The sequence below is a fragment of the Sphingomonas sp. BL-S-28 genome (genome assembly GCF_055521515.1).
Window position 1 is genome coordinate 3,492,215 of sequence record NZ_CM145484.1, and the last position, 25,754, is coordinate 3,517,968.

Annotated in this window: 23 protein-coding genes and 1 tRNA gene; 15 read left to right on the forward strand and 9 right to left on the reverse strand. The window is 65.7% G+C overall.

Translation table 11 applies throughout. The features are described from left to right. Positions 1 to 47: 47 nt before the first annotated feature. Both ribD and ACZ1JC_RS25015 read left to right on the forward strand, forming a co-directional pair. Positions 48 to 962 carry a bifunctional diaminohydroxyphosphoribosylaminopyrimidine deaminase/5-amino-6-(5-phosphoribosylamino)uracil reductase RibD gene (ribD, locus tag ACZ1JC_RS25010; protein ID WP_465138494.1) on the forward strand — a complete coding sequence of 305 codons (915 nt, stop codon included), beginning with the start codon at positions 48 to 50 and terminating at the stop codon, positions 960 to 962. After that, positions 947 to 1,564: a riboflavin synthase gene (locus ACZ1JC_RS25015; RefSeq protein ID WP_465137595.1), complete on the forward strand. Its 618-nt coding sequence runs from the start codon at positions 947 to 949 to the stop codon at positions 1,562 to 1,564. Before ribD ends, ACZ1JC_RS25015 begins: the two co-directional genes overlap by 16 nt. A gap of 255 nt (positions 1,565 to 1,819) precedes the next feature. Here ACZ1JC_RS25015 and ACZ1JC_RS25020 read toward each other — a convergent pair whose 3' ends face one another. The 3 genes from ACZ1JC_RS25020 to ACZ1JC_RS25030 form a co-directional block, all read right to left on the reverse strand. Next, complete coding sequence (locus ACZ1JC_RS25020) at positions 1,820 to 2,356, reverse strand: GNAT family N-acetyltransferase (RefSeq protein WP_465137594.1); 537 nt, start codon at positions 2,354 to 2,356, stop codon at positions 1,820 to 1,822. Positions 2,357 to 2,372: 16 nt separating this feature from the next. Continuing rightward, positions 2,373 to 3,551: an amino acid aminotransferase gene (locus ACZ1JC_RS25025; protein ID WP_465137593.1), complete on the reverse strand. Its 1,179-nt coding sequence runs from the start codon at positions 3,549 to 3,551 to the stop codon at positions 2,373 to 2,375. 354 nt (positions 3,552 to 3,905) lie between these two features. Next, positions 3,906 to 4,646, reverse strand: coding sequence for a DUF1134 domain-containing protein (locus tag ACZ1JC_RS25030; protein WP_465137592.1), 741 nt, complete (start codon positions 4,644 to 4,646; stop codon positions 3,906 to 3,908). Between the two features lie 321 nt (positions 4,647 to 4,967). Between ACZ1JC_RS25030 and ACZ1JC_RS25035 the strand changes: the two genes are divergently transcribed. The 9 genes from ACZ1JC_RS25035 (at position 4,968) to ACZ1JC_RS25075 (ending at position 13,103) form a co-directional block, all read left to right on the forward strand. Next, a tRNA-Ser gene (locus ACZ1JC_RS25035) sits at positions 4,968 to 5,059 on the forward strand. A 209-nt stretch (positions 5,060 to 5,268) separates the two neighbouring features. Beyond that, complete coding sequence (locus tag ACZ1JC_RS25040) at positions 5,269 to 5,553, forward strand: hypothetical protein (RefSeq protein ID WP_465137591.1); 285 nt, start codon at positions 5,269 to 5,271, stop codon at positions 5,551 to 5,553. After that, complete coding sequence (locus ACZ1JC_RS25045; protein ID WP_465137590.1) at positions 5,550 to 6,191, forward strand: hypothetical protein; 642 nt, start codon at positions 5,550 to 5,552, stop codon at positions 6,189 to 6,191. The genes ACZ1JC_RS25040 and ACZ1JC_RS25045 overlap by 4 nt, the downstream gene beginning before the upstream one ends. Positions 6,192 to 6,306: 115 nt before the next feature. Continuing rightward, entirely contained in the window at positions 6,307 to 7,044 is a 738-nt protein-coding gene (locus ACZ1JC_RS25050) for a response regulator transcription factor (RefSeq protein ID WP_465138493.1), read from the forward strand. After that, positions 7,044 to 8,369, forward strand: coding sequence for an ATP-binding protein (locus tag ACZ1JC_RS25055; RefSeq protein ID WP_465137589.1), 1,326 nt, complete (start codon positions 7,044 to 7,046; stop codon positions 8,367 to 8,369). Before ACZ1JC_RS25050 ends, ACZ1JC_RS25055 begins: the two co-directional genes overlap by 1 nt. 96 nt (positions 8,370 to 8,465) lie before the next feature. After that, positions 8,466 to 9,425, forward strand: coding sequence for an acyltransferase family protein (locus ACZ1JC_RS25060; RefSeq protein WP_465137588.1), 960 nt, complete (start codon positions 8,466 to 8,468; stop codon positions 9,423 to 9,425). Positions 9,426 to 9,749: 324 nt separating this feature from the next. After that, positions 9,750 to 10,439, forward strand: coding sequence for a carbonic anhydrase (locus ACZ1JC_RS25065; protein WP_465137587.1), 690 nt, complete (start codon positions 9,750 to 9,752; stop codon positions 10,437 to 10,439). Next, positions 10,436 to 11,968 (forward strand): SulP family inorganic anion transporter, encoded by a 1,533-nt coding sequence (locus ACZ1JC_RS25070; RefSeq protein ID WP_465137586.1) that lies wholly within the window; start codon positions 10,436 to 10,438, stop codon positions 11,966 to 11,968. The genes ACZ1JC_RS25065 and ACZ1JC_RS25070 overlap by 4 nt, the downstream gene beginning before the upstream one ends. A gap of 292 nt (positions 11,969 to 12,260) precedes the next feature. Continuing rightward, entirely contained in the window at positions 12,261 to 13,103 is an 843-nt protein-coding gene (locus ACZ1JC_RS25075; protein ID WP_465137585.1) for a TorF family putative porin, read from the forward strand. On the opposite strand, the gene ACZ1JC_RS25080 is transcribed toward ACZ1JC_RS25075, so the two are convergent. Beyond that, the gene (locus ACZ1JC_RS25080; protein ID WP_465137584.1) at positions 13,022 to 14,386 is read right to left on the reverse strand and encodes a glycosyltransferase family 4 protein; all 1,365 of its coding nucleotides are present in this window, start codon (positions 14,384 to 14,386) and stop codon (positions 13,022 to 13,024) included. The genes ACZ1JC_RS25075 and ACZ1JC_RS25080 overlap by 82 nt on opposite strands. Positions 14,387 to 14,716: 330 nt before the next feature. On the opposite strand from ACZ1JC_RS25080, the gene ACZ1JC_RS25085 reads away from it, so the two are divergent. Both ACZ1JC_RS25085 and ACZ1JC_RS25090 read left to right on the forward strand, forming a co-directional pair. Then, positions 14,717 to 15,925: a glycosyltransferase family protein gene (locus ACZ1JC_RS25085; RefSeq protein ID WP_465137583.1), complete on the forward strand. Its 1,209-nt coding sequence runs from the start codon at positions 14,717 to 14,719 to the stop codon at positions 15,923 to 15,925. Further along, the gene (locus ACZ1JC_RS25090) at positions 15,922 to 16,956 is read left to right on the forward strand and encodes a glycosyltransferase family 2 protein (RefSeq protein WP_465137582.1); all 1,035 of its coding nucleotides are present in this window, start codon (positions 15,922 to 15,924) and stop codon (positions 16,954 to 16,956) included. The genes ACZ1JC_RS25085 and ACZ1JC_RS25090 overlap by 4 nt, the downstream gene beginning before the upstream one ends. Positions 16,957 to 16,970: 14 nt before the next feature. Here ACZ1JC_RS25090 and ACZ1JC_RS25095 read toward each other — a convergent pair whose 3' ends face one another. The 3 genes from ACZ1JC_RS25095 to ACZ1JC_RS25105 form a co-directional block, all read right to left on the reverse strand. Further along, entirely contained in the window at positions 16,971 to 18,566 is a 1,596-nt protein-coding gene (locus tag ACZ1JC_RS25095) for a TolC family protein (protein WP_465137581.1), read from the reverse strand. Positions 18,567 to 18,973: 407 nt separating this feature from the next. Further along, positions 18,974 to 20,068: a cell wall hydrolase gene (locus tag ACZ1JC_RS25100; protein WP_465137580.1), complete on the reverse strand. Its 1,095-nt coding sequence runs from the start codon at positions 20,066 to 20,068 to the stop codon at positions 18,974 to 18,976. Further along, positions 20,047 to 20,466 (reverse strand): Rap1a/Tai family immunity protein, encoded by a 420-nt coding sequence (locus tag ACZ1JC_RS25105; RefSeq protein ID WP_465137579.1) that lies wholly within the window; start codon positions 20,464 to 20,466, stop codon positions 20,047 to 20,049. The genes ACZ1JC_RS25100 and ACZ1JC_RS25105 overlap by 22 nt, the downstream gene beginning before the upstream one ends. A gap of 585 nt (positions 20,467 to 21,051) precedes the next feature. Here ACZ1JC_RS25105 and ACZ1JC_RS25110 point away from each other — a divergent pair. Next, positions 21,052 to 22,218, forward strand: coding sequence for an outer membrane beta-barrel protein (locus ACZ1JC_RS25110; RefSeq protein ID WP_465137578.1), 1,167 nt, complete (start codon positions 21,052 to 21,054; stop codon positions 22,216 to 22,218). Here ACZ1JC_RS25110 and ACZ1JC_RS25115 read toward each other — a convergent pair. Then, a complete protein-coding gene (locus ACZ1JC_RS25115; RefSeq protein ID WP_465148433.1) occupies positions 22,208 to 23,527 on the reverse strand; it encodes an O-antigen ligase family protein in 1,320 nt (439 codons plus the stop codon). The two genes, ACZ1JC_RS25110 and ACZ1JC_RS25115, sit on opposite strands and share 11 nt — an antisense overlap. A gap of 78 nt (positions 23,528 to 23,605) precedes the next feature. Between ACZ1JC_RS25115 and ACZ1JC_RS25120 the strand changes: the two genes are divergently transcribed. Continuing rightward, a complete protein-coding gene (locus ACZ1JC_RS25120) occupies positions 23,606 to 24,706 on the forward strand; it encodes an acyltransferase family protein (protein WP_465137575.1) in 1,101 nt (366 codons plus the stop codon). A gap of 25 nt (positions 24,707 to 24,731) precedes the next feature. On the opposite strand, the gene ACZ1JC_RS25125 is transcribed toward ACZ1JC_RS25120, so the two are convergent. After that, a complete protein-coding gene (locus ACZ1JC_RS25125; protein ID WP_465137574.1) occupies positions 24,732 to 25,601 on the reverse strand; it encodes a hypothetical protein in 870 nt (289 codons plus the stop codon). Positions 25,602 to 25,754 lie beyond the last annotated feature (153 nt).

Consider the following 25,754-nt stretch of genomic DNA (forward strand, 5'->3'; position numbering starts at 1 on the left):
CCCGCTGGCTCGCGGCGGCAGCGGCGCTGGCCGCGCGGGCTCGCCCGATGAGCCGCCCCAATCCCGGCGTCGGTGCGATTCTGGTGAAGCAGGGCAAAGTCATCGCCCGCGGCTGGACCCAGCCCGGCGGCCGCCCCCATGCCGAAGCCGTGGCACTCGCCGCCGCCGGGGAGGCAGCACGCGGCGCCACGCTCTACGTCACGCTGGAACCCTGCGCCCACCAGTCCGTGCGCGGCCCCGCCTGCGCCGATCTCGTCTGCGCCTCCGGCGTCGCGCGGGTGGTGATCGGCTGCATGGACCCCGATCCGCGTACCTCCGGCGAGGGCCTTGCCCGCATCCGCGCGGCCGGTATCGACGCGGAATACCTGCCCTCGCCCGCCTGCGAGCGCAGCCTGTCCGGCTATCTCATTTCGAAGCGCCTCGGCCGCCCCGAAGTGACGCTGAAGCTGGCCCTGTCGCTCGATGGCTGCATGGCCATGGCGAATGGCGAGAGCCAATGGATCACCGGCGCTGAGGCCCGCGCCCACACCCACGCCATGCGTGCCAGGGCGGATGCCATCCTTGTCGGCGGCGGCACCTTGCGCGCGGATAACCCGCGCCTCGACGTGCGCCTGCCCGGCCTTGCCGAGCGCAGCCCCGAACGCTGGGTCCTGACCCACGGCGCGGCGCCCGAAGGCTGGCACGCCCTGCCCTCGCCCGAGGCGATTTCCGCGATGGAAGGCGTGCAGCACCTCTTCATCGAAGGCGGCGCGGTCACGGCCACCGCCTTCCTTGCCGCCGGACTGGTCGATCGCCTGCTGCTCTACCGCGCGCCGATCCTCGTCGGCGGCCGCCCGGCGCTGGGCGACTACGGCCTTGCCCGCCTTGCCGATGCCCACAACCGCTGGTCCCTGACCGAGCGGCGCCAGCTTGGCAGCGACACACTCGAAGTCTACGAGAGCACCCTATGTTTACCGGAATAGTCACCGCCGTCGGCGAAATCCGCGAAGCGCGCCAGTCGGGCGACCTGCGCGCCGTCATCACCTGCCCCTGGGATCCCGCCGGGATCGCCATGGGCGCCTCGATCGCCTGTTCGGGCGTGTGCCTGACCGTCGTCGACAAGGGCGGCACGGCGGGAGATGCGTGGTTCGCAGTCGACATTTCGGCCGAATCGGTCTCCCGCACCGTCAACGGCCGCTGGGCCGAGGGCACGCCGCTCAATCTGGAGCAGGCATTGAAGCTGGGCGACGAACTGGGCGGGCACATCGTCACCGGCCATGTCGATGGCGTCGGTACCGTGGTCAGCATTACTCCGGAGGGCGATTCGCTGCGCTTCGTGATCGCGGCACCGGCAGAACTGGCCCCCTACCTCGCGCCCAAAGGATCGATCACGGTGGACGGCGTCTCGCTGACCGTGAACGACGTGGCCGACCAGAGCGATGGCACCTGCCACTTCATGCTCAACATCATCCCCCATACCGCCGAAGTGACCACCATCGGCGCGCTCAAGGCCGGGTCCGGGGTGAATCTGGAGATCGACGTGCTGGCGCGGTATCTGCAGCGGATGCAGTCGCTGCGGGGTTGATTGGGTCGCGCAAAGGCGCGGAGGCGCAAAGGGGTCGCGTCAGGCCGCCCCGGGGCGCCCAAATCGCCACCCTTAAACCATCAAACTCGTCGCCCCCGCGAAGGCGGGGCCCCGTTTCCTTCCGCCACGCCCGCCAAGAAAAGCGGGATTCCCGCCTTCGCGGGGATGACGAAGTCTGTTGAATAACGGACAAAGTTAGGGAGATGAGCACTTCCGGGCCGATTACGCGCCCCCTTTGCGCCTTCGCGCGAATCCCTATTCCGTCACCAGAGGCCCCGTCGCGAAACTCTCGCGCGTAATCTCGAACAGCACATGCGGCACGATCACGCCGCACATCTCCCGCTGGAAGGTGCGATCGGTCAAACGCCCGCCGATATGCCCCATGGCTTTGCGGGAAATCACATTATCCGCGCCAACCATGAAGACCACGCGATCGAAATGCGCGAGGGCGTGGCCGAGCATCAAGCGCTTCATCTCGGCATTGAAGCCGCCGCCCCAGTAAGCGCGGGCCAGGAAAGTCCAGCCGATCTCGATCTCGTCGCCTTCGGGCGGGCCATAGCGGCTGGAGCCGATCACGGCCCCACTCTGCTTATCGATAATGGCTAAAGCGCCGCCGCCATCCAGCGCGTCGGCGAAGAATTGGCGGAACACCGGCTCCTGCCAGCGATCGTGGGCGGGGTGAACCGCCCAGATCGCGCGGTCAGAAGCGACCGCAAAAAGCGCGTCCCAATCGTCCGCACGAAGCGGGCGGAGGACCAGCCGGTCCCCTTCGAGGACCGGCTGCCTGTTCATTGGCACTTGGCCATAATCACGCAGTCACGTCCGCAACGGCGGCGATGAACTTGTCGATGTTGCCCATCGTCAGGCCCGCCACGTTGATGCGGCCCGAGCCGGCCATGTAGACGCCGTGCTTGGTGCGCATGGCAAGGACCTGGTCCTTGTTCAGCGGCACGATCGAGAACAGGCCGTTCTGGCCGCCCATCGGCGTCAGGTCGGCCGAACCGGCGGTACCGGCAGCAGCCAGCTTGGCACGCACTTCGCGCATACGATCGCGCATTTCGTCCAGCTCGGCGAGCCAGTCGGCGGTCAGCTTCGCGTCTTCGAGGACGAGGCGGACAGCGGCGCCGCCGTGATCTGGCGGCTGCGACCAGTTGGCGCGGGCAAGGTTGTGACCGTTCGACATGACCTTGGCGAGGTCCGCCGGATCGGCAACCATCGCGTAGAGCGCGCCGACGCGGTCACGGTAGAGGCCGAAGTTCTTGTCGCACGAATAGCAGATCAGCGCTTCCGGCACGGCAGCGAGCACGCGGCGCAGGCCATAGGCATCTTCTTCCATGCCCTTGCCCAGGCCCTGGTAGGCGAGGTCGAGGATGGGCAGGATCTTCGAAGCGGCGATCAGGCCGGCGATCTCGTCCCACTCGGCGTTGCTGTAATCGATGCCGGTGGGGTTGTGGCAGCAGCCGTGCAGCAGGATGGCGTCGCCGTCCTGGGCATTGGCAATGGCGCCGCGCAGCGCGTCCATGTCGGTGGTGCCGGAAGCGAGCGCGTGGTTGAATTCAACGACTTCAAGGCCGAGGTCGGCACAGATCTGGGCGTGGTTGGGCCAGCTGGGGACGCCGACGATGATGCGCTTGTAACCAGCGCGCTTGACCATGGCGAGCGCGAGGCGCAGCGAGCCGGTGCCGCCGGGGGTCTGCATGCCTTCGATGCGGCCACCCATCGAGGGGTCGGCCTTGCCGAAAACGTAAGGCATCAGCGCTTCGACGAAGCCCATGTCGCCCTCGGGCCCGAGGTAGGCTTTCGAATCCTGCTCGGCAACGAGTTTGGCCTCTGCGGCCTTGATCGAGCGGAACACCGGCGTGTCGCCCTCACCGGTGCGGTAGACGCCGACACCAAGGTCGATCTTGTCCGCGCGCGGATCGTCGTTGTGGAGCTTGATCAGCGCAAGAAGCGCGTCGGCGGGCTGTTGCTGAAGGTTCGTAAGCATGGCGGGCGGGCCTTACTCCGGCCTGCCCCGCCGCGCAACCGGGATTGACAGGGAATTACCGCAAGCGGCGCGCGGAGTGTTGCAACGGCCACAAAACCTATGGCTTGAAGCAATTTTCTTGGTGCAAGAGAGGGCTTTGCCCGCCCCTTCAAAGCGAGAAGGCAGGACACAAGTTGAACCGCTCCACAGCTCCTAGCCTCCTCATCCGTCATCCCCGCGAAGGCGGGGATCCCGCTTTTCTTGCGGCACACGAGAGGTTGCAGAAGCGGGGCCCCCGCCTGCGCGGGGGCGACGATGGATTGATACAGGCCGTATGTCTTACGATCACGTCCCTGAAACGGAACGCCTACGTTCTCAGAACGGCAGCCAGTTCTGCTTGTGCGAGAACTTCATGTAGCCGATGTTCGCACCCAGCCGCAGGCCGGCGCCGGCACGAACCGGGATCAGCACCACGTTGCCGCGGCGCAGATAGCTGACGGTGAACCCGCCCACGAGATAGGCCTGCCCCTCGCCCGCGCCGAAGCGATGGTAAAGGTCTTCGCTGTCGTAAAGGTTGTACACCAGCACGAAGGCATTGCCCGCATTCGCGCCCGCGTCGAAGCCCAGCGACGGGCCGGTCCAGTAGACCGGCTGCTCGCCCTCTACCTTGTGATAGAGCGTGCCCGAACCATAACGCAGGCCCACGGCGAAAGCGCCGCCCGCCTCTCGGCCGACGATGTAGCCGTTGGGCTCACCCTGCTTCTTGAGCAGATCCTGGATCAGCCCGGCCAGACCCTTGGCGCCCTTGCCGAACACGCCTTCGGCAGCACCGATCAGATCGTCCTGATGATAGGTATCCGAACTGCTGGCAGGCCCCGGCGCGGTGACAGGCGCGGCCGGCGCGGTGCGCCCTTGATCCACCGGCATGCCGTTGCCCTGCGGTTCCACCGGCGTCTGTTCCGGCACCTGCTGCGTCTGCGAATAGGTGGTCGGCGGCGTGCCGATATCGGAATCGATCGCCGCGTCGGGATCGACCGTGGTCACTTGCGCCATGGCCGATCCGAGCGGCGCGGCGAGCCCCGCCACCATCATGGCGATCCCCACGGCGACGCGCATGCGGCGTCCTTCTGCTGGCGTTTTGACTGGCATTTCCCTCGCTCCCCTGAATATGCGAACCCGGCACGCAAGCACCGGGGGGCGGCGCATTGCGGCAGCTCACAAGAGAATCCACCCCGCCTGACCCTGCAATGAACGGGCGGCAGGGCGAGTCCAAATCACGGCAGACCGAATCGGCGCACTGGCGCGCGGAAACAATCCGCCGCCGCAAACAGTCCACAGGCATTTGGCCAAGCATTTCGGGAAATGCGCAAATACGGCAAAAGCCCCCCTTGCCCGACCGAAATCCCCTCGTTATAGGGCGCCTCCTAGCCGCATCACGGAGACGTGGGTGAGTGGCTGAAACCAGCGGTTTGCTAAACCGTCGTACCCTTAAGGGGGTACCGAGGGTTCGAATCCCTCCGTCTCCGCCATGCGGCATTCGGTTTCAGCCTTTTCCCTTCATACAGACAGCGCAAGACAACCCCTCCCGGGGGAAGCGAAAAATCCCGTCCGCGCAAGTGTGTTGCTGAACTGTTTCTGATAGTTTCGTATCAGCAATGCTTCGTTACAAACCCGTACGAAGTAAGACACGCGCCTCCCCCACATTCAGGCCCATCGCAAGTCTTTGGAGACCTGAAAAGTGACCAAGTTCCCCGTTTTCGCCGCCATTGCCGCTCTCTCGCTCGCCCTGCCGGGCGCCGCTATTGCCAATGAGACCGTTGCCCATCTGAAGGGCAACCTTGCCGTTCCCGCCCCCAAGGCGAAGACCACCTCTTCGGCGCCCGCCGCCTGCCATCCGGAACCCAGCAAGGGCCGCGATTGCCGCCACCGCACTGCGCAGGCCAATGCCAAGGCCGCTGAAGCGCTGGCCCAGACCGAGGCCGCCGGTACCCAGGCACTGGCTGCCAACGAGCGCGCCCGGTGATTTCGCTCCGCGCGGGCATAACCGGTATTCTGGGCGTGCCCGCGCTTTTCCTCGCGGGACAGGCCACCGCACGTGACGTCGTGACGCCGGATGCGCAGGACTTTGCCGCGCAGGCCGCCGTCATCGACGATCCCGCCCTGCCCCACGTGCTCGCCAGCACCCATCAGCCCGGCAAGCCTGGCCACGGCTGGGCGGCATCACGCTCGGTGGAAGTCGGCCCTGCCCATCTGCGCGCCCATGTGGACCGCGAAAGCGGCGCGGTGCGCTGGCAGCTCTGGCAGGAAATGACGCACGCGGGCCTTGCCCGTTCGCTGACCGGGCTTGCCTTCGATGTGGACGGCGCGCCGGCCGAAGCCACGCTCGCCCATGTCGAGCGTCAGCCGGAACGCTGCCCCGCGCAGGACGCGCTGGTCACGGCCTGCACCACCCGCGTGCACTATGCCTTCGACGTGCCGACCGAGGCCGTTGCGCGCATGGCCGAAAGCACCGCTCCGGTGCCGCTGGCCTTCCGCGACAGCATCGGCCGCACCTTCCACGCCTCCATCCACCCGGCCGAGTTTGCCGGTCTCTCCTCCGTGGTGGAGACGCTGCAACCCCGGCCCGCCTTACTGGCAAATGGCGGGGAAACGGTTCGCTGACCGTTTCCCACGCCGTTCGATTTGCCAATCGTCGCCCCTCCCCCTACAGTCATCAGACGACGAGATCATGACCCAGAGTGTCGCCCCGATTTACCGCCACCTCGACGAAGCACCCATGTCCACCCCCACGATCCTGCTAGTCGAGGACGACGGCCCGCTGCGGACCCTGACCGCTCGCGCGCTGCGGCAGACCGGCTTCAACGTCCTCACCGCCGCCACCGGCGCCGAAATGTGGGTCACGCTGCGCGAAGGCCCCGTCAGCCTTGTAGTGCTGGACGTCATGCTGCCCGGCACCAGCGGCTTTGACCTGTTCCGCCGCCTGCGCCGCGAAAGCGATGTTCCCGTGATCTTCGTCAGCGCCCGCGGCAGCGAAGAAGACCGCGTGCTGGGCCTTGAGCTGGGCGCGGACGATTACCTCGCCAAGCCGTTCAGCACCCGCGAACTGGCGGCGCGCGTCAGTGCCGTGCTGCGACGCGGCGGCAACAATGCCGGCATGGATGCCCCGACCGCCGATGGCGTGGCCGACGGCCGCATGCCCGAAGCAATTTACTTCGATGGCTGGACGCTCTCCATGGCGCGCCGCGAACTGCGTTCGCCCACCGGCGCGATGGTAGACCTGACCGGCGCCGAATTCGACCTGCTGGCCACCTTCCTGGCCTATCCGCAGCGCGTGCTGGGCCGTGAACGCCTGATCGAACTCTCCCGCGCGCGTCTGGGCGACAGCTCCGACCGCAGCGTGGACGTGCTGGTCAGCCGCCTGCGCCGCAAGCTGCAGGCCGACGGCGCCGAACCGCCGATCGTCACCGTGCGCGGCGTCGGCTACATGTTCAAGGCCGAGGTCACGCGCGCCTGATGAATAAGCCCGGATCACGCCGTTTCGGGCGATTCGGGCTGGTCGAGCGCCTGATCGCGGTCCTGCTGCTGGTCGTCGCGGTCGATTTCATCGCCAATACCGTGCTGTTCGAGCGGGCCAGCTCGTTCGAACTGCACCGTGACGACGCGGAACGCATTGCCGAAAACCTCGTCCTCGCCCGCCGCGCCATAGAGCGTGCGCCGGGCAGCGAGCGCGCCCATGTGACGCAAGCGCTCTCCACCAAGCGTTTCGTGCTGGAATGGTCGGCGCCCTCGCAGCGCCATCGCGGATCGCTGGGGCTGGCGAACTTGCGCGCGCAAGTCGTCGCCATCCAGCCCGAGCTGGCCCACGCAGACCTTGAACTGCATCTCGAAACCATTCCGGGGCGCGGCAATATCGGCGGATCGCTGCGGCTCAACGACGACAGCCTCGTCTCCTTCCGCACCCATGCCCGCGCCGCCTGGACGCTGACCGCCGGCCGCATGGCCAGTCTTCTGGTGCCGACGCTGCTGCTGATCTCGCTCGCCTGGCTGCTGCTGCGCGCCGCGCTCAATCCGCTGCGCTCACTGGTGCGCGCCACCCGCCATCTCGGCGCCGGGCCGCCCAAGCTGGTACCCGAGCACGGGCCCGAGGAAATGCGCGAGCTGATCCGGGCGATGAACGAGATGCAGGAGCGCATCCACCAGTCCCTGCAGGACCGCACGCATACGATGCTGGCGATCGGGCATGACCTGAAGACTCCGCTCGCCCGCATGCGGCTGCGGCTGGACGACGGCGACGTCGATCCCGAAGTGCGCGAGGGGCTGGACCACGATATCGAAGAGATGCGCCTGCTGCTCGATTCGATTCAGGCCTATGTCGACACCGGCGGCGCCAATATCCCGGCCGAGCGGATAGACCTTGCGGTAATGGCCGAAACGCTGGTCGACACTGCCGCCGATCGCGGCGCGGACGCGACCTATTCGGGCCTGCCCAGCCTTGAGATCATGGCCCGCCCGGTCTCGATCCGCCGCGCGCTATCCAACCTGATCGAGAATGCGCTGCACTACGGCGGCAACGTGCGCGTCTCGCTACGGCGCGATGGCGGCGCGGCCGAGATCACCGTGGAGGACGACGGCCCCGGCATTCCCGAAGACCGCATTCCCGACGCATTGCAACCCTTCGTCCGCCTCGATACCGCCCGCGCCCGCGACACCGCCGGCATGGGGTTAGGCTTGCCGATCGTCCGCAAGGCGGTGCGGCTGGAAGGCGGCACGCTGGATTTGCGCAACCGCGCCGAGGGTGGGCTGAGAGCGACGATCAGGCTGCCGCTGGAGGCGGTTTAACGTCGCCAGACGGGGACACTAAGCTTCGAATAGCGGGCGAAGGGCTGCTCTTCTGAGAAACAGGAAACTTTAACCGTGTTTCCGTAACGTTGCTGCATGAGACGAATTTCCGGCCTGGACGCTCTTCGCGGCATTGCTGCAATTTGCGTCGCGATCTTCCACATGGCCTGTGTCAATCTGGACATGCATCAGCCATTGCGCGGCGGGTCGCTTGCCGTCGACTTCTTCTTTGTCCTCTCCGGCTACGTGATGGCTCGCAGTTATGAGAACAAAGGAATCGAGCGTTTTTCGTTTCTCCGAAACAGGATCGCGCGACTTTGGCCACTGATGGCCTTGGGCGCTGTCTTGGGAACAATCGCCCACTGGGGGGATCCGATGCTGCCCGCCCTGGCGATCGCGGGCTTTTTCCTCATCCCCGTCTTCGTTGCGGATGAGGCATATCCCCTCAACAATCCGGCCTGGTCGATCTTCTTCGAACTGGCTGCCAATGCCATCCATTCGATCGCGCTCTCCCGGATCAACAACCGGCTGCTCATCGCCCTGATCGTGGCGCTGGTTGCCGTGAACCTCTACATTTGCCTGACCCTTGGCGGCCTCAAGCCTGGGCCGTTCTCGGAAGGATTCGCGCTTGGCCTGCCCCGCGCCCTGATGTCTTATTGCGTTGGCATCCTGCTGTTCCGTAAATGGGCAGATCACCCCCCTTTCACTGTTCCATTCGTGGTTACCCTCGTCCTGCTTCCCGTCATGATGACACGTCCGCTCGGGTTGATCGTCCAGGCAGGTTGGCTCGACCTCGCCTTTGTCTTGCTCGTCTGTCCGGTGTTGATCGCCGGCGGCCTTCAGCATCAGACAAAATGGGGGGCAGCGCTCGGGGCGATTTCGTTTCCGCTCTATGCCACCCACTATCCGATCATGACATTGGCGCACAAAGCGGCCCTGCCTCCCATCGTTGGTCTGATCTTGGCATTGGCGGCCGCTTCGGTACTGACCTATCTGCCAAGGCGCCTGTCTCATTTGCTTGCAGGTGCGGGCATGACGCCGCGAATGCAGCGCTGATCCCGATCGGAAATCACCCGGATCGCACCTACCGCCATCTCTTCGAGAAATGATCGGTACGCCCAGCATGGCCAGAAATTCGCCATGTGCAATTGTACGTTACGCCGATCAGACACGCGCGCCGCGCCGGCCATGAGCCGTCGCCACCATGCGCCGCATCGCCCTCAACTTGCGGCAGACACATTCCTGCTGCACCGCAGCAACATTTCCTGACAAACGCGCACGATGGCCGAAAACGACCATCCATACCTTTCCTACAAGCTTCGCGCGCGTCTCCACCCCCTTCGATGCGCGCGGGGCGCCCTGTCTGGAAAGGTAACGAGAGTGAACGAACTGATCGGTCGCGTCTTCCACTTCGAGAAGACCATTTTCCCCGCGAGCAGCGAGCTGTTCGGCAAGCTGACCACGCACGGTCAGGAGCCGAAGGCGCTGATGATCTCCTGCGCCGATTCGCGAATCGTGCCCGAGCAGATCATGCAGGCGCAGCCCGGCGACCTGTTCGTCTGCCGCAACGCCGGCAACATGGTCCCCCCCTACGCCACGCAGAATGGCGGCGTCACCTCGACGGTGGAATACGCCGTTGCGGCGCTGGGCGTGCGTGACATCATCGTCAGCGGCCACTCGGGCTGCGGCGCGATGAAGGCGCTGAGCGATCCGACCGGCCTGGAAGCCATGCCGAACGTCGCCGCCTGGCTGAAGCACGGCGCCGCTGCCGAGCACATCGTCAGCACCTGCCACGGCCACCTCGACGGCGAAGAGCGCGTGCGCGCCATCAGCCTTGAGAACATCATCGCCCAGATCGCGCACTTGCGCACGCACCCCTCGGTCGCGGCCGCCATCGCCCGCGGCGAAATGACGCTGCACGGCTGGTTCGTAGACATCCATGCCGGTCAGGTCCTTGGCCTCGACGGTGACACCGGCCAGTTCGTGCCGCTGCGCGAAGGCAGCCCGCTGCCGGTCGCGCTGGCTGCCAAGACCCGCACCGCCACCGAATTCGCAGAGGCGGCAGAGTGAACTCCGCCGCCACCACGGAACGGAGTGGGCTTTTCGCCCACTTCGGCCGGGACTTCACCGCGTCCATCGTGGTGTTCCTGGTCGCGATGCCGCTCTGCATGGGCATCGCCATCGCCTCTGGCGTGCCGCCTGAAAAGGGCCTCGTCACCGGCATCATCGGCGGCCTTGTCGTCGGCCTTCTGGCCGGCTCGCCGCTTCAGGTCAGCGGCCCTGCCGCTGGCCTTGCCGTCATTGTCTTCGAATTCGTGCGCGAGCATGGCCTCGAAGCGCTCGGCCCCGTGCTGCTGCTGGCCGGCGTGCTGCAGATCGTCGCCGGCGTCCTGCGCCTGGGCGGCCTGTTCCGCGCGATCAGCCCGGCGGTGGTCCACGGCATGCTTGCCGGTATCGGCGCGCTGATCGTGATCGGCCAGTTCCACATCCTCTTCGACCAGAAGCCGATGTCGAGCGGGCTGGAAAACATCGCAATGATGCCCGCGCGCGTCCTCGGCCTCGATCCCACCAACATCGCCTCCACCGAACTGGCGCTGATGCTGGGCCTGCTGACCATCGCCGTGATGATCGGCTGGGAAAAGCTGCGTCCGAAGAACCTGGGCCTCGTCCCCGGTGCGCTGCTGGGCGTGATGGCGGCAACGCTCGTTGCCTGGGGCCTTGGCCTCAACGTCGCGCGCATCGCCGTGCCCGAATCGATCGGCGCCGCCTTCGCCCTGCCCACCAGCACCGCGTGGTTCGCCCCGCTCGCCCAGCCCGCGCTGATCGTGGCCGCACTTGCCATCGCCTTCATTGCCAGCGCCGAAACGCTGCTTTCGGCCGCCGCGGTGGACCGGATGCACGATGGTGAGCGCACCAAGTACGACAAGGAACTGCGCGCACAGGGCATCGGCAACCTGCTCTGCGGCATTTTCGGCGCCCTGCCGATGACCGGCGTGATCGTCCGTAGCTCCGCCAACGTACAGGCCGGCGCGAAGACCCGTCTTTCGACGATTCTTCACGGCGTCTGGATCCTGGCCTTCGTCGCGCTGCTGCCCTGGCTGCTGCGCGAAGTGCCGATGGCGGCGCTGGGCGGCGTGCTGGTCGTCACCGGCTGGAAGCTCGTGAACCTCACCCACGTGCGTCACCTGTTCCATTCCTACGGCGCGTTCCCCGCCGTGATCTGGGCCGTGACTTTCGTGCTGGTGGTGACGACCGACCTGCTGACCGGCGTTCTCGCGGGCCTTGCCCTGACGCTGGTGGAACTGCTGCCCCATGCCAAGAACCTGCGCCTGAAAGTGCAGGAGCATGACGGCGACGAGCAGACCCGCCTTGAACTGGGCGGCGGCGCGACGTTCCTGGGCCTTACCCGCCTGAACAACGTGCTGGAGAAGATGCCGCACCACAAGCCGGTCCACCTCGACCTGCATCAGGTGAAGGTGATGGACCACACGACGGCGGAAACCATCCGCGAATGGCTCGGCCGCCGTCGCCAGAGTGGACAGGCCGATACCGTGACCGGGCCCGAGGCCATCCTGCGGCCGCTGCCGATCGCGGCGTGATGCGCTGATGGCCTGACGGCCCGACCAGACAGACCGGTGGAGACCCTCACTCTCCACTACTCCTTACCGGGCGGCCTTTCCCATTCGGGCCGTCCGGTTTTTTTTGCGCCCTCCGCACCCGTCTCACGGCCCCGCCATCAGCAACACTTTGTCACGAAAGGGCAAGCCGCCGGACACCCCCCGTCGGTAAGCAGCAATTTCCGGCACGAAACGGGCCCGCCACGCATGCGCGGCCCGGCTGCCGGACGCAGGAAGGAACGCGACCAAATCGAAACATGAGGGCGTTCCGATTATGAATTACCGTCTTGCCACCGGCCTGCTGGGCCTGTTGGGCGCCGCTTGCGCCACCCCCGCTTTCGCGCAGGAAGAAGCACCCAAGGCGATCACCGTCTCGGGCAGCGCCGCGCTCGTCACCGATTACCGCTTCCGCGGCGTCTCGCAGACGGACAAGGAAATGGCCGTGCAGGCCGGCGCCACCGTCACCCATGAAAGCGGCATCTACGTCGGCACCTGGGGTTCGAACCTTTCGGGCTGGGGCACCTTCGGCGGTTCCAACATGGAACTGGACCTGATCGCCGGTTACTCGACCGAGGTGATGAGCGGCCTGAAGGTGGACGTGGGCCTCACCTGGTACATGTATCCGGGCGGCGCCAGCAAGACGGACTTCGCAGAGCCTTACGTGAAGCTTTCGGGCGATCTGGGCCCGGCCAGCGTGCTGGTGGGTGTGGCCTATGCGCCCAAGCAGGAAGCGCTGGGCAAAGTCTACGCCAGCGGCGCGGACTATGCGGACGGCATCGGCCGCCCGGGCGCCAAGTCGGACAACTTCTACATGTGGGCAGACGCCAGCGCCGGGATTCCGGACACGCCGCTGACGGTGAAGGGCCACTTCGGCTATTCCAACGGCAACTCGGGCCTTGGCCCCAACGGCACCAGCGTGGCGCCCACGGGCGAATACCTGGACTGGCTGATCGGCGCCGATCTGGCGCTGGGCCCGGTGACGCTGGGCGTCGCCTATGTCGATACCGACATCTCGAAGTCGGAAAGCGCGTACCTCTACCCCAACTTCTCTTCGACCAAGAACGGATCGTCGATCGCCGGATCGACCGTGTTGTTCTCGGCAACTGCGGCGTTCTGAAGCGCGGCAACCGGCGGGTGATCGGGGCTTCGCGCCCCGGCACTCTCGCCGCTGCATCGCGCCAGCCATGCCGCGAAACCGGCATGGCACCTTTCCGCGCCGAAATGATCTACGACAACTTGCCGCGCCGCATCGGCCAACGCCTGCCGCGCCGCCGGATCGCCATCCAGCGCGATCACTGCCGCGGCGAACTGTTCCGGCGTATCGGCCACGCGCACCGCGCCTGAGCAGATCGCCTCCACCCCCTCCAGAGTCACCGGCGTGGCGACTATCGCCTTGCCCTGGGCCATCGCCTCCACCAACTTGATCTTCAGCCCGGAACCGAAGGTCAGCGGCGAAATCACGACCGCAGCGCGCGCATAGAGCGGGCCAAGATCGCCCACCAGCCCCAACAGGCGCACGCCTTCCGGCACAAGGCCCGTGACCCCGCGTGCCACCGTGCCGGCGACATTCAACACCGCGCCCGGCCGTGCAGCCCTGACTTGCGGCCAGACATGCGCGCAGAACCATTCCAGCCCGACCACGTTCGGCGCGGTGTTGCTACCCACGAACAACAAGTGCCCGCTTTCGCCGGGCGCTCCCACCGGTACCGGCCGCGCGGCCATTGGGGTCAGGATGGTTTCGATACCGGGCAGGTTGCGTCGCAGGAATTCCGCCTCGGCCGCCTGTATCGCCAGCACCGCATCGGCACGCGCCAACAGCGCGATTTCAACCGCCTTATCGACAATCGGCACGGAATCCGTCGTTCCGCCGGTTCGGGCGTGAAACAGGTCGTGCATAACGATTGCGGTAGGCACGCCGGGCACATCGCCGAAGCCTTCCGCGCAGAACATGTAGTCGGCAATGGCAAGGTGCGGCCCCGCGCCATTGCCCACCTTCCGGGCCGCGCCGCGAAGCCAGCGATGGTCGGCCATGGTCCATGGCTGGGCGATGGCATAGGGCATAGGCCTATCGGTGGCCCAACCGTCATCGACACCCAACACGCGCGCCAGCCGCCGCAACAGAGCCAGCGCGATGGCCAGATAGACACCTGGCTGCAATACCGCGAAATGGCGTCCCACGCGCGCCAGCCCGCGGATGCGATGACTTTCGAACACCGCCATCTCCGGCCGCATCGACAGCACCGGCCAGCGCCCCGCCACACCGGGCGACGGCTGAAGCAGGTGCGGCACCATGCCCGCCTTGCGCACTGCCCGGGCCAGGTCCAGCAGATACGTGGAACTGCCGTTGGTCGCCCCAACAATGCGCTGGCGACTGATGAAAACGACATGCCTGTCCCTCATCGCTTTTCGCTGATCCTCCACGACACGAGCCGGCGATGCCCCCCACCATGCGCGCACTGTGCCCGGGATCGGCGGCATTGCGCTGGACAATGCCTCCGATCCGGAGGTTTTCGCGTCTTCTCCCCTTCGCGATTCCCCTCACGCCAATCCGCCCGCTGAGCACGCCTCCTCACCCCGCTCCGCATGGATCGGTACCGCCCCCCGTCGATGCGTGGGTGCAATGCCCTGGCGCGACGGTCCCGGTTCCCCGCCACAACGGATTCAGTCGCCCGCACGCGGCATTCCGCGCCGCCTATCATCGCCCCACGAGAGCGATGGAGGCCGCCGACCATGAACAATCCCGCCTTGGCCGCACCCTGCCCCTTCACCGAAATATCCCCTGCGGCGGCTATCGACGCGCCAGAGCCGGACGGCGTGCCACTGGCCTACATCGTCCACGACCTTCGCGATGCGGCCGTCCGGCGCCGGATCGCCCTGCTGCGCTCGGCTGGTGCGGCCGTTCGGCTGGCGGGCTTCCACCGGACCCGAATACCTCCCGCCGAAGTGGAGGGGTTGGCGGCGGAGCCGCTAGGCCACACGCGCGACGGCGCCTTGCTGGCGCGATTGCGCAGCGTCCTGCGTCAATGGCTGATCCCGGGCCGATTGCGGCAGGTGACAACCGACGCGCATGTAATCGTTGCCCGCAATCTGGAAACGCTGGTGCTGGCGACGCGGGTTAGGCGGCCGGATCAGCGGCTCGTCTACGAATGCCTGGACATTCACCGGTTGCTGCTGGGGCACGGCCCGGCTTCGCGCCTGCTGCGCAGCGTGGAGGGCTGGGCGATGCGCGGCGTCGATCTGGTAGTTGTCAGCGCACCGGCCTTCCGCGACCGCTATTTTCGCGAACGGCGTGGCTGGGCGGGAGAGATCGTCCTCGTCGAAAACCTTGTCCCCGGCGGCTTGCCCGCATCGGGCCGGACAGCCGAACCGGCTGCCATACCGGCGGCGATGGGCCCGCCATGGCGCATCGGCTGGTTCGGGATGCTCCGCTGCCGCCGTTCGCTCGATTTGCTCCGCGCAATTGCGTCCGCCTGCCCCGGAACAGTGGAAGTGTTGATCGCCGGTCGCCCCTCCCTGGATATATTCCGCGACTTCGCGGCCGAAATCGCGGGCGCGCCGGGGGTCTCCTTCCTTGGGGGCTACCACGCGGAGGATCTGCCGGGCCTTTATGGGCAGGTCCATTTTGCATGGTCGATCGATTATTTCGAGGAGGGGCTAAATTCCGCCTGGCTTCTGCCGAACCGACTTTACGAAAGCCTCGCCCACGGTGCCGTGCCCATCGCGCTGGCCAACGTGGCCACGGGCGAATGGCTGGCCCGGCATGACGCGGGAGTCCTGACCAAAGCGCCGGAATGCGAACTGCCCGATTGGTTGGCCAGTCTCTCTGCCGCGGGATTCGCCCGGCTGCGCGAGGCGGCGGCACGGATCCCGCGCCAGGCCGTGGTCATGGATGCCGCGCAGGCCCGCGCCATCGGCAAAACCGTCCTGGGGGTGGCATGATGGGCGTTCTGATCGTCATCCCGTGCCTCAACGAAGAAGATCATCTGCCTGCGCTACTGGACACTCTTCTGCGCGAGAACCCGGGCGCCACGGTGATCGTCGCCGATGGCGGCAGCACCGATGCCAGCCGTGCGATCGTGGCCCGCCATGCTGCCTCCCACACGAACCTTATCCTGCTGGACAATCCTGGACGTGTGCAAAGTGCCGGAATGAATCTGGCGGCCGCGCGCCATTCCGCCGGGCACCGATGGCTGGTGCGGATCGATGCGCATTGTATTTACCCCTCCGGCTACGTTGCCGGCCTGATCGATACCGCGCTGCGGCAGGGCGCCGCATCGGTTGTCGTACCGATGGTCACGCAGGGTAGCGGATGCTTCCAGAAGGCGGCGGCGGCGGCGCAGAATTCGGTGCTGGGCAACGGCGGTTCGGCGCATCGCAGGATCGGGGCGGGCCATTTCGTCGATCATGGCCATCACGCCCTCATCGACCTTGCACTGTTCCGGCAGATCGGCGGTTACGACGAGAGCTTTTCACACAATGAGGATGCCGAATTCGATTTGCGCCTTGCCGCGACAGGCGGACGGATCTGGCTGGAGCCCTCGCTGGCGCTGGGGTACTGGCCGCGCGGAACGCCTGTCGCGCTGTTCCGGCAATATCGCGGCTATGGCCGGGGACGGGCGATGACGCTGACACGCCACGCCGTGTCCATCAAACCGCGACAGGCCATCCCGATCGGTATTGCTCCGATCGTGCTGCTCGGCCTTGTCGGCCTGTGCCTTGCCCCGATCTTGCCGCTGGCCGCGATACTGGCGGTCCCCATGGTGATCTGGGCCGCGCTCTGCCTGGGCTACGGGCTGACGCTGGGCCTCTTGCAGCGGTGTTTCTGTTCGGCCGGGGCCGGGTTGGCAGCCATGGTGATGCACCTTGCCTGGTCGATCGGCTTTCTCCGCCAACGGCTGATCGGCCCTCGCCCCGGTCAACCTCCGCGCGCGATCGAGGCATTGGCCCAGACGCGCCCCGTCAGCTCATGAACGCGCCATCGGATTTACGGCCCGGGCTGGGGGGGTAGGGGCATGGCGGGCCCCAGCGCCGTCTCCGCCGCGGCATCCCGCACGGCGCGCTCCCCCCGCAAATTGCCATTGGGGAAAGAATCCAGTCCGGCAAGGATCGGCGTTATCAGCGGAATATCCCCCTGATCGCGCACGCGCTCGAAATGGGCATCCGCATCGTAGGGCGCAATGTCCATGACCAGCCGTGGGCCTTCCAGCAATCCCGCCGCCGCCAGCAGGTTGGCGCGCGTGATCAGCTCATCAGCCTGGGTGACGTTGTAGCTGTTCCGCAATGTCAGCAGATCGCGCGCCAGGTCCAGTACGTCGAGAGTGTTGAGATCACCGGTCTTCTGCTGGATCAACGCCCCCTGATAGGCTTCTTCCGCCGCCGTGATCGCCAGACCATACCTGACAAGTGCCGCACGCAACGATGCCAGCTGATCCCAGGAAGAACCCACGGCCTCTCGCGTGTCGCGATAGGCGGAATCGAGCAGGCGCCAGTCCGCCTGATTGGCCTCCTGCGCGGCACGGGTCCGTGCATGACGCAGGCCGCTGTCGAACAGCGTCTGGCGCACCACCACCTGCCCAACGAACTCGCTGTACCGCAATTCATCGTTGTACGGCGACTGCGAGGCATAAGCGAACGTGCCCTGCAGCCCGACGCTTGGGCCATATTCCGCCTTTTCCGCCGTGGCCTGTGCCCGCGAAATCCGCTCCTTCGCGCGCGCCGCGCCGATTACGCCGCTGTTGACCTCTGCATAGGCATAGGCGTCTTCAAGCGAAGCGAAGCCGATCTCCAGCGCATCGGGTGCAGCCAGTTCGCCCGGCGGCGCCCCCACATATTGCAGGAACTGCTTTTGCGAGAGGCCAAGTTGCCCCTGCGCCTGCAGCAGCTGGGCACGCCCCAGCTCAAGCCGGGTGCGCGTCTGATCCAGTTCGGTCAACGTCAGATCGCGGACGCCAAAGCGGGCCCGATTTTCTTCCAGTTGCTGTTCCAGCAGCTGCAAATTCTCATGCGCGATCGTCACCGACTGGGTATCGCGCCGTACCGCCACGTAGGCGGAAACGACATTTCCCAGCACTTGCGCTTCCGTAAGCCGCAGGGCCTCGCGCCGGTACTGCGATGTTGCCAGCGCCGCCTCCTGCCCGGCGGCAAGACGGCCCGAGCTCCAGATCGGTTGCGACAGCACCAGATTCGCGCCGCTCGCCCATCCTTGCGCACCCATGAAGGGCCCGGACGCCGTCTCTTCACGCAACCGGGTGAAGGCATAGTTGGCGGAGGCGGACAACACCGGCCCGAAGGCGGAACGCGCCTGCGCAAAGCCATAATCCGCCGATCGCGCTTCCGCCCGTGCGGCAAGAAGCTGAGGGTTGGTTGCATAGGCCAGCGCCACCGCCGCACGCAGCGTGGTGACTTGCGCGGGAATCTCTGACCGCGCCGCGCCCCCATCGGGCCGGTAAAGTGGGGCGGGATAGCGGCCAGACGATTGCGGCGCCGGAACGGCGATGGCAGTGGCGGCGGCGCCAGTGGCGCCCATCGGCATCGGGGGATCGGCGGATTGCGCGCCCGATGCTTCCCCCGATGCTTTCATCGCCTCAACTATGGCATCGGGGCGCACCGTTCGCGCCGTCCCGGATGTCGCCCCGGAACGGATCGGGTTGGGAGAACTGGCCGATGCTTCCGTAGATGCCTCGGCTGGAGGTCCGTGCGGTGCGCATGGCGATGCCGTCGACAGACACGTGGCCACCCCCGTCGTGCAAACCCGCAGGATCGGCCTGATCGCCCTGATCGTCACGCCCTTCCCCCCAGAAAGTCTTGCGCCCCGTCACGGCCCGAGAACGTGAGGACACACGGAAAAGAGCTTTCACGTGTAGATCCGGTCGCCGGCTCGATTTCGGGGAACACGTTGAAACGGGCACGCCAATAGCCCGCGATCACACGAAGCCATCAAGCATCGACCAACTAACGGCAAGAAATGTTAGCTTCAAAATCGATCAATCAATTTGTCGATTCATAGACTATACTTGGAACGGACGGCGCGCGGCTGCCATCGATTCCCACGATCCAGCGCCCTACGTTCTTTCCGGACGGCGCCATCCAGGCGGAATTTCCGCCACCGCGTGCTTCCCGCGATGCGTCGCCCGGCCGTGCACTTTGCCCGACGATCCCGCCGGCCCGGTCCAGAACGGGGCGTGCACCACTACCTGCATCGGCAGGCGGGGCAGGCAGGATCGCCGCATCATCCATACCCGCCAGCGCGGCGGCCATTCCGAAGGCCTCATGCGGCTCCGCTTGCGCATAGCGCGACACGAAGGCGGCAGGACGCCCATAGCCCTCAGGCATCCGGTAAAATGCATGCTGGCCGATCACCGCAGTCTTGACCAGCATCGCGGACCAATAAGGGACGACATAGTCGGCATGGTAATGTGTCGACAGTCCGGCTTCGGGCACGACCCATCCGGCAAGCGCCCGTTGCGCCACGGCGCGCGCGCGCGCCCAGACGGCGGGAACCGGTGCCCTCGCCAACGAACCGTCGCAAGTGAACGTGAACTGGCACCCGGTGGCGCGCTCCGCCCCCTGAAACACGACGCCGCAGACCGTATGCGGATAGAGTGGATGGCGCACGCGATTGAGCACGACTTGTGCCACCGCGCGCTGCCCGTCGACCGGCTCGTAGGCGGCCTCGTAATAGACCGCAGCAGTCAGGCAAGCGAGTGCGCGAGCATAACCGGGCGCATCGCCGGCCAGAATGAATGCCCGCGCGGGCGGATTGGGCAGTGTGGAAACCGGTCGCGCGGCGTTCAGCCCAAGCGCCTGCGACCGGGTCAATGCCTCGATCTGGGCGGGATCGGCCACGATCAGGCCTTCGGGATCGAGCGGTCGCACTGCTTGCAGAGCGCGCACGGCCGGCTTGCCCTTTACCGGCGCATCCCCCGGCCAGAACCCGCCCGAAACCGTAAGCATCGCCCCTAACAGACCTAGCGCCAGCAGCAACGCCATCGCCTGCGTCAACGCCAGTCGGGCCTTGCGGGCTGCGCGCCCCACTGGCGGCGCGGCAGCATCAGCGACATTCAGCGATCCGACATGGTACAAGGCCAGGCCTCCTTCATCGCCACCACCGCGACCGAGGAGGCCAGACCATCGCGATATTCCGGATGCGCCGCCACGAATGCCAGGAAGGCGTTACCAAGATCGCGCTGCTTGACGGCCTGCGGCGCGCAGAACTCGCGCTGACCCAGCCATTGCTCATAAGCACGAATGGAATCATGCACACCGGCCAGAAAGGCCAGACAATAGGTGATCGAGAAGGCCGTCCCCTCGCGGCATTGGCGGGCCAGTTGATCTGCCGTCAGGAATCCGATCGAAGCTGAATCATGCGAACCCGAGGGGGCATCCGCCGCCACAGCCGGTACTGCAAGCGCCTGCGCCCCGGCGCCGTTGCCCAGCAACAGGCCAATGACTCCAAGCGGCAGGCCAAGGGCCCGGATCATACGGCCTCCGCATCGGACAGACGCCCGTGCGACGACATTTTTCCCGTGCGATCCGCCATTGCAGCCTCCGTTTCCATGGCGATGAGCCGCCTGGACCGTCGGGAACGCTTCCCGGGCAGCCCCCGCCTGTATCGGCAGGTCCGCCCCTTGCGACAACCGTATGACTCGTTCGAATCAGGGCATTCTTAGGCCGTTTCGGATCAATTGCCCGTGCCCGGCCTGAGCCGGCGCCTGAATGCACGGGGCGTGCTTTTCCGTGCCGGACGACTGGCGCCGGGCCACCATTCCGGCAGCGCGAGCCAACCCGCAGCAAAGCCGATCCATGCAGAGATACGGAAAGGTGCGTTTCCGATCCTTCAACGGTAACCGCCCTTGGCGCCCGCCCCTATGCAGCACATCGGGAAGCCGCACATCGCCGCCTGCAAGGGGCGATGCGCGGCCCGGAACGGGGGTCTGGAACTTATGCGGCGACGGGGCTGGTTCAGCATATTTGCGTTTGTGGTTCCGGCCACCTCCGCATTCGGTCAATCCGCGTTCGGTCAATCCACGTCAGGCCAGGCCGCAATCTTGCCGGAAGGCACCAGCGTGGCCGATCGCCCTCGCCCCGAATATGCACCGATTGGTGGGCGGATCGGCTCATTCTTCGTCTACCCCGAATTCGGTTTGGCCACCGAAGCCACCGACAACGTACTTGCCACCGGTGAGGATCGGCGATCCGATCTTGCCGCATTGCTGACCTCGAAAGTCTCCCTGCGGTCCGGCTTTACCCGGCACGCGCTGGGCCTTTCGGCGCATTACGACCAGTCTCTCCACCTGCGGCAGACATCGGAAGACGTCTCCCGCTATGGCGCGCGGCTGGAGGGGCGGTACGACATTGCCGCCGACAGTTGGATCGCCGGATCCGGCACCGCGGATCGAGAAGCAGAACCGCGTGCCAGCTTCAACAGCCCGACGGGCGCATCGGAGCCGTCCCACTTCACGCGCGAAGGCGTAACGCTGAATGCGCAGCGAACCGCCGGTCGCCTTACACTGGGCGTGGGTGGATCGATCACGGCCCTGCGCTTCTCCTCGGTGGCTTATCCGGACGGACAAAGCCTGTCGCAACGCTATCGCGACAGCAACGACTACGCCGGTAACCTTCTGATCGGGTACGAATTCCGGCCCGGCATACGTGCCATCGCGCGCGCGGCATTGGGGCGGATCGACTACACGCTGGCGGCCGGCGATCCGCGCCAGCCTACCCATCTCAACCGGGATTCCCGCGGCCTTCGCGTGGAAGGCGGGTTGCGCTTCGAACTGACCAGCCTGCTTACCGGAGAAGCGCGCATCGGCTATCTGCGGCGCGACTACAAATCCCCCCAGTTGCGCGACACTTCGGGCCTTTCCTTCGGTGCGGACCTGCTATGGAACCTCACCAGCCTGACGTCGCTGCGCTTCAGCGCCGACAGGCGGGTGGACGAAGCCGCTTCAACCACGATTGCCGGCAACCGCGTCACCGAATTCAGCCTGGGCGCTAACCACGAATATCGCCGCAATCTGATCCTTTCCGCCGGAGCCCGTCACCTGACTATCGCGCCCCTCGGCCCCTCCCCTTCCAGCCACGAGATTCGCGCCGAAGCGGGCGCACGCCTGCTGGTGAGCCGCCGCCTCTCTCTTCGGGTGGGTTATCGGTTCAGCGACAGAACCTCTTCCGGGGCAGAACACGTCTATCGCGAAAACCGCGTCACTATAGCCGCGCTGGTCACGCTCTGAACGGCATCCCATGGCGGTTGGTGCGGCGCCAACGGGAATCGGACGCGGAAATCGAATGCCCGGATGCCCCGGCGCCGAATACGGCAAAGGCGATCAGCACGACCGCGATCGTGCCATAGGCATAGAACGGCTGAAAAAACGTCTCTCCGAACGAGCGGATGACAAGGCTGGCCACCGATACTGCCAGAAAGATGTCCGGCACCTCGCACAAGCGGACAGCGCGATTGAGGGCGGCAATCAATCCCGTCGCCAGCGTTGCCGCCACGATCACCAGTCCGCCCAATCCCAGATCCAGCCAGGCTTCCAGATAAGTCTGGTGAAGGCTGAACGTGCGCGGATCGGCGATCCCCTGCGATCGTAAGAGGCCGATGGAATCCGCAGATCCACTCATCCAGAATGCCTTGTAGCCATACCCCTGCAACGGCCGTTCAGCGATCTTCTGCCAGGCCACCGTCCAAAGATAGGCGCGGCCGGTAAGCCCCTTGTCCTTGTTGAAAGTCTTGAGCGTTACCTCCTCGGCCCGCTCCGCCACCCTTCCCGCGACGGTACCACCCGCCACGGTGCCGAGCAGCAGTACCGCTGCCAGAAAGGGGCGGATCTTTACCGGACACGAATGCAGCGCCACCACGCCGATGCACAGCAAGGGCATCGCCAAAGTCAGAATCTTGATCGTGGCAGCCTGCGTGATCGCCACGATCCAACCGCCCAGCGGCAGGCCCAACGCGCCGGCCATGCGCCATAAGGCCGGCTGCCGCCGGTCCATCGCCACGGCAAGACCACAGAACACCAGGCATTGGCCTGCCGCGGCCATGGCATTCTTGCTTCCGGTAATGCCCACCAACACCGGCCCCGCCATCGAAGGACCGGTCTGCCCCGCGGCCAGCGATACCAGGCAAATCGCCAGCGACGCCGTGAACAGTTGTCGGATGAAACCGCGCAAATCGGTCGACAGCCAGACGGCAACGGCACCCAGCACCGTGACCGCCAGTTGCGTGGAATAATAGAGCGTCACCATGGGCATGCGCGACCACGCCGTCGACGCCAGCGTCAAGCAGGGCAGAAGCAAAAGCCAGCCGAACGGCAGCAGCCGCCGATCGATGCGATTTCTCAGCAACAGCAATATCGCCAGCGACGCACAGAGCGAAATCACCGGAACCGCGGGCCCCAACGCGCTGCCCATATGGGTGAAGAGGATCAGTGCCGCCAGAATGGAGGATATGGCCTTGGCCGCGACGCCTTCTTCAAGACTAACCTCGGTTGCAGGGACGGACTGGCCGCAGTCTGGGTTATCTGTTCCGCGCATCGTCATCCGGATCGAGGGAGCGCGTCGCGAAATGCGCCGCCTTGCCGAATTCGTACAGCATCGCCGAACAGTCAGGGGATCGGAATGGACCGTAATGGTGCCAAACACGGCAGCCGGAATCATGGCATAGACCTGCTGCGCGCCATTCTGGTGTTAGGTGTGATGGCATTCCACTACACGATCCGCTGGGCGCCGCCCGATTTTCCTTACGACATTCTGCACTACGACACGCTCTGGTCGCGCGACTGGGCGATCGGCAGCTTCGGCGTGCACATGTTCTTCGTGATCTCGGGCTATGTCATCACCTTGAGCGTACTGCGCGCCGGATCGGCAACGCGATTTGCCATTAGCCGGTTCCTCCGCATCTACCCTGCGTTCCTGATCGCCGCCGTGGGCGCGTTCATCGTGCCGCTGGTGTTCGGGCCATGGCAATTGCACTCGTCTCCGCGCGATCTGCTGCTGACGCTGCTGCTGGTACCGACCGAATTCGGTGCACGCTATACAGACGGGGCGTTCTGGACGCTCAGCGTGGAAGCCAAGTTCTATTTCTATGTCGCGGTCGGCTATCTGATCGCCCGCGAACGGTTCTGGATCGCGCTGGCAGCGCTGGGCGTGCTGGGGCCGGTGGTATATCCAGCGGCGCCGGGCCTGGGCGACAAGCTGATGATCTCACCCTACATCGGCTTCTTCCTGATCGGCATGTCCGCCTGGTACGCGATGAACGCGCGCGAACGCGTTCCGGCTCTGGTGCTTGGCGTCAGCGGCATTTTCGCCTGGATCATGAATTTCGGGACCATCGCCTATGATGGCAAAACCTCCGTCCTCACTCACGGCCTGCTGGCGCTGGGAACGGCCGCAGTGTTCGCGCTGGCGCATTTCAACCCCAGGCTAAGGCTGCCGCCGCTGGGCTTCATCGGCAGCATTTCCTATGAACTCTACCTGGTACACCAAGTGCCGGGGATCAGCCTGATCGCCCGGATCAAGGCCGCGACGGACCTGCCTGACGCGGCGTGCATGGTGCTGGCGGGCTTAACAATGATCGGATTTGCATTGATGCTGCAGCGCTGGGCAAGTCCGCCTGTCCGCAGCACCTTCGCCGCCGGTCTGCGAAAGCTTGCAGATCGGGTCGCTACCTGGAAACCCCGATCGGTGGCGTTCCGATCCCTACCTTCCGACCTGACCTGAGCGGATTCGAAGCCGCGGCTGCCTTTTACAAGCGGTCGGCAATGCCATAGCGGGCAAGCAGCCGATTGGGCGCCATGCGCGCCCAGCGGCGCCTGAATTCCTGCAGGATATCCGCCTGCATCCTGATGCTCGATCCCGAACGACCGATGCTGAGCCCTTCTTGCGAATCGCGCTTGTAGGTCGCGGCCAACGCATGTTTCTGAGGTTCCGAAATGTCCAAATCCGCGCCCACGGCCCGCAGGAGGGTGGCGGGATCACGCAGCATGTCTTCATACCATATCAGATGTGGTCGCCGGCCGGCGCGGGTGAGCGCGTCGAAAATCTTGATGGCGTTGGCATAGCGCCATGCCAACTCGTCAGGCCGATTGTCCGGCCATTGCCCGAAGGCCCGATAGGTAGACATGGCCCAAGGCTCCAGCGCGCGCAGAATCATGGCGCAGCGCCCCTGGGTGACCGCCGCGATCTCCGGCGCCACTATGGTGCACTGCGCGCGCAGTTTCACCGCCAGTGGCGCACCGAAGAAGGCGCAGAGGGCCTGCGTGGTCGCGCGGATCACCCGCGCCCGGTCGCGACGGTTCAGCCACGAGCGGCGATGCCCTTCCACCAACTGTTCGTAGACGCCGGGTTCGGATACGCCGGAAATGTCCACGGCACCCAGAAGATCCGCCGCCAGCGTGGAACCGCACCGCCCCACCGAAAACAGAAACGTGGCCTGCGCAGGCGCGGCCGAGGCCGGAAACAAAGCGTCCAACGCATCGAAGGAAATCAGCACTCCCTGCTGCGCCTGCTCACGTTGCGCCTGATAGAGGAAGGCATAGTCTGCCGCGAAGTCGTTCGATGGGTGCAGCGTGAAAAGCATCCGCCGCCGCCGCCAATCCACGGCATAGGGCACCATTGATTCGCGCCAGGCCCGATCGTGCGGGGCTTCGATTCGCGAGGGGCCCCCGGATGCCGCCCCCGAAATCGAAAAATCATTCATGGAAACAAAAGCATAGGCATCCGCGCCGGGGCGAAGGACCAAGTCTACCAATTCGGTCTGGCGGGAGTG

What these genes read in the sequence shown, in the direction of transcription:
- ACZ1JC_RS25055 (WP_465137589.1), top strand. Translation starts at nt 7,044, where the DNA reads ATGAATAAGCCCGGATCACGCCGTTTCGGGCGATTCGGGCTGGTCGAG.
- ACZ1JC_RS25015 (WP_465137595.1), top strand. Translation starts at nt 947, where the DNA reads ATGTTTACCGGAATAGTCACCGCCGTCGGCGAAATCCGCGAAGCGCGC.
- ACZ1JC_RS25025 (WP_465137593.1), bottom strand. Translation starts at nt 3,551, where the DNA reads ATGCTTACGAACCTTCAGCAACAGCCCGCCGACGCGCTTCTTGCGCTG.
- ACZ1JC_RS25095 (WP_465137581.1), bottom strand. Translation starts at nt 18,566, where the DNA reads ATGAAAGCATCGGGGGAAGCATCGGGCGCGCAATCCGCCGATCCCCCG.
- ACZ1JC_RS25050 (WP_465138493.1), top strand. Translation starts at nt 6,307, where the DNA reads ATGTCCACCCCCACGATCCTGCTAGTCGAGGACGACGGCCCGCTGCGG.
- ACZ1JC_RS25115 (WP_465148433.1), bottom strand. Translation starts at nt 23,527, where the DNA reads ATGACGATGCGCGGAACAGATAACCCAGACTGCGGCCAGTCCGTCCCT.
- ribD (WP_465138494.1), top strand. Translation starts at nt 48, where the DNA reads ATGAGCCGCCCCAATCCCGGCGTCGGTGCGATTCTGGTGAAGCAGGGC.
- ACZ1JC_RS25090 (WP_465137582.1), top strand. Translation starts at nt 15,922, where the DNA reads ATGATGGGCGTTCTGATCGTCATCCCGTGCCTCAACGAAGAAGATCAT.
- ACZ1JC_RS25020 (WP_465137594.1), bottom strand. Translation starts at nt 2,356, where the DNA reads ATGAACAGGCAGCCGGTCCTCGAAGGGGACCGGCTGGTCCTCCGCCCG.
- ACZ1JC_RS25125 (WP_465137574.1), bottom strand. Translation starts at nt 25,601, where the DNA reads ATGGTGCCCTATGCCGTGGATTGGCGGCGGCGGCGGATGCTTTTCACG.
- ACZ1JC_RS25080 (WP_465137584.1), bottom strand. Translation starts at nt 14,386, where the DNA reads ATGAGGGACAGGCATGTCGTTTTCATCAGTCGCCAGCGCATTGTTGGG.
- ACZ1JC_RS25030 (WP_465137592.1), bottom strand. Translation starts at nt 4,646, where the DNA reads ATGCGCGTCGCCGTGGGGATCGCCATGATGGTGGCGGGGCTCGCCGCG.
- ACZ1JC_RS25085 (WP_465137583.1), top strand. Translation starts at nt 14,717, where the DNA reads ATGAACAATCCCGCCTTGGCCGCACCCTGCCCCTTCACCGAAATATCC.
- ACZ1JC_RS25120 (WP_465137575.1), top strand. Translation starts at nt 23,606, where the DNA reads ATGGACCGTAATGGTGCCAAACACGGCAGCCGGAATCATGGCATAGAC.
- ACZ1JC_RS25060 (WP_465137588.1), top strand. Translation starts at nt 8,466, where the DNA reads ATGAGACGAATTTCCGGCCTGGACGCTCTTCGCGGCATTGCTGCAATT.
- ACZ1JC_RS25075 (WP_465137585.1), top strand. Translation starts at nt 12,261, where the DNA reads ATGAATTACCGTCTTGCCACCGGCCTGCTGGGCCTGTTGGGCGCCGCT.
- ACZ1JC_RS25105 (WP_465137579.1), bottom strand. Translation starts at nt 20,466, where the DNA reads ATGATCCGGGCCCTTGGCCTGCCGCTTGGAGTCATTGGCCTGTTGCTG.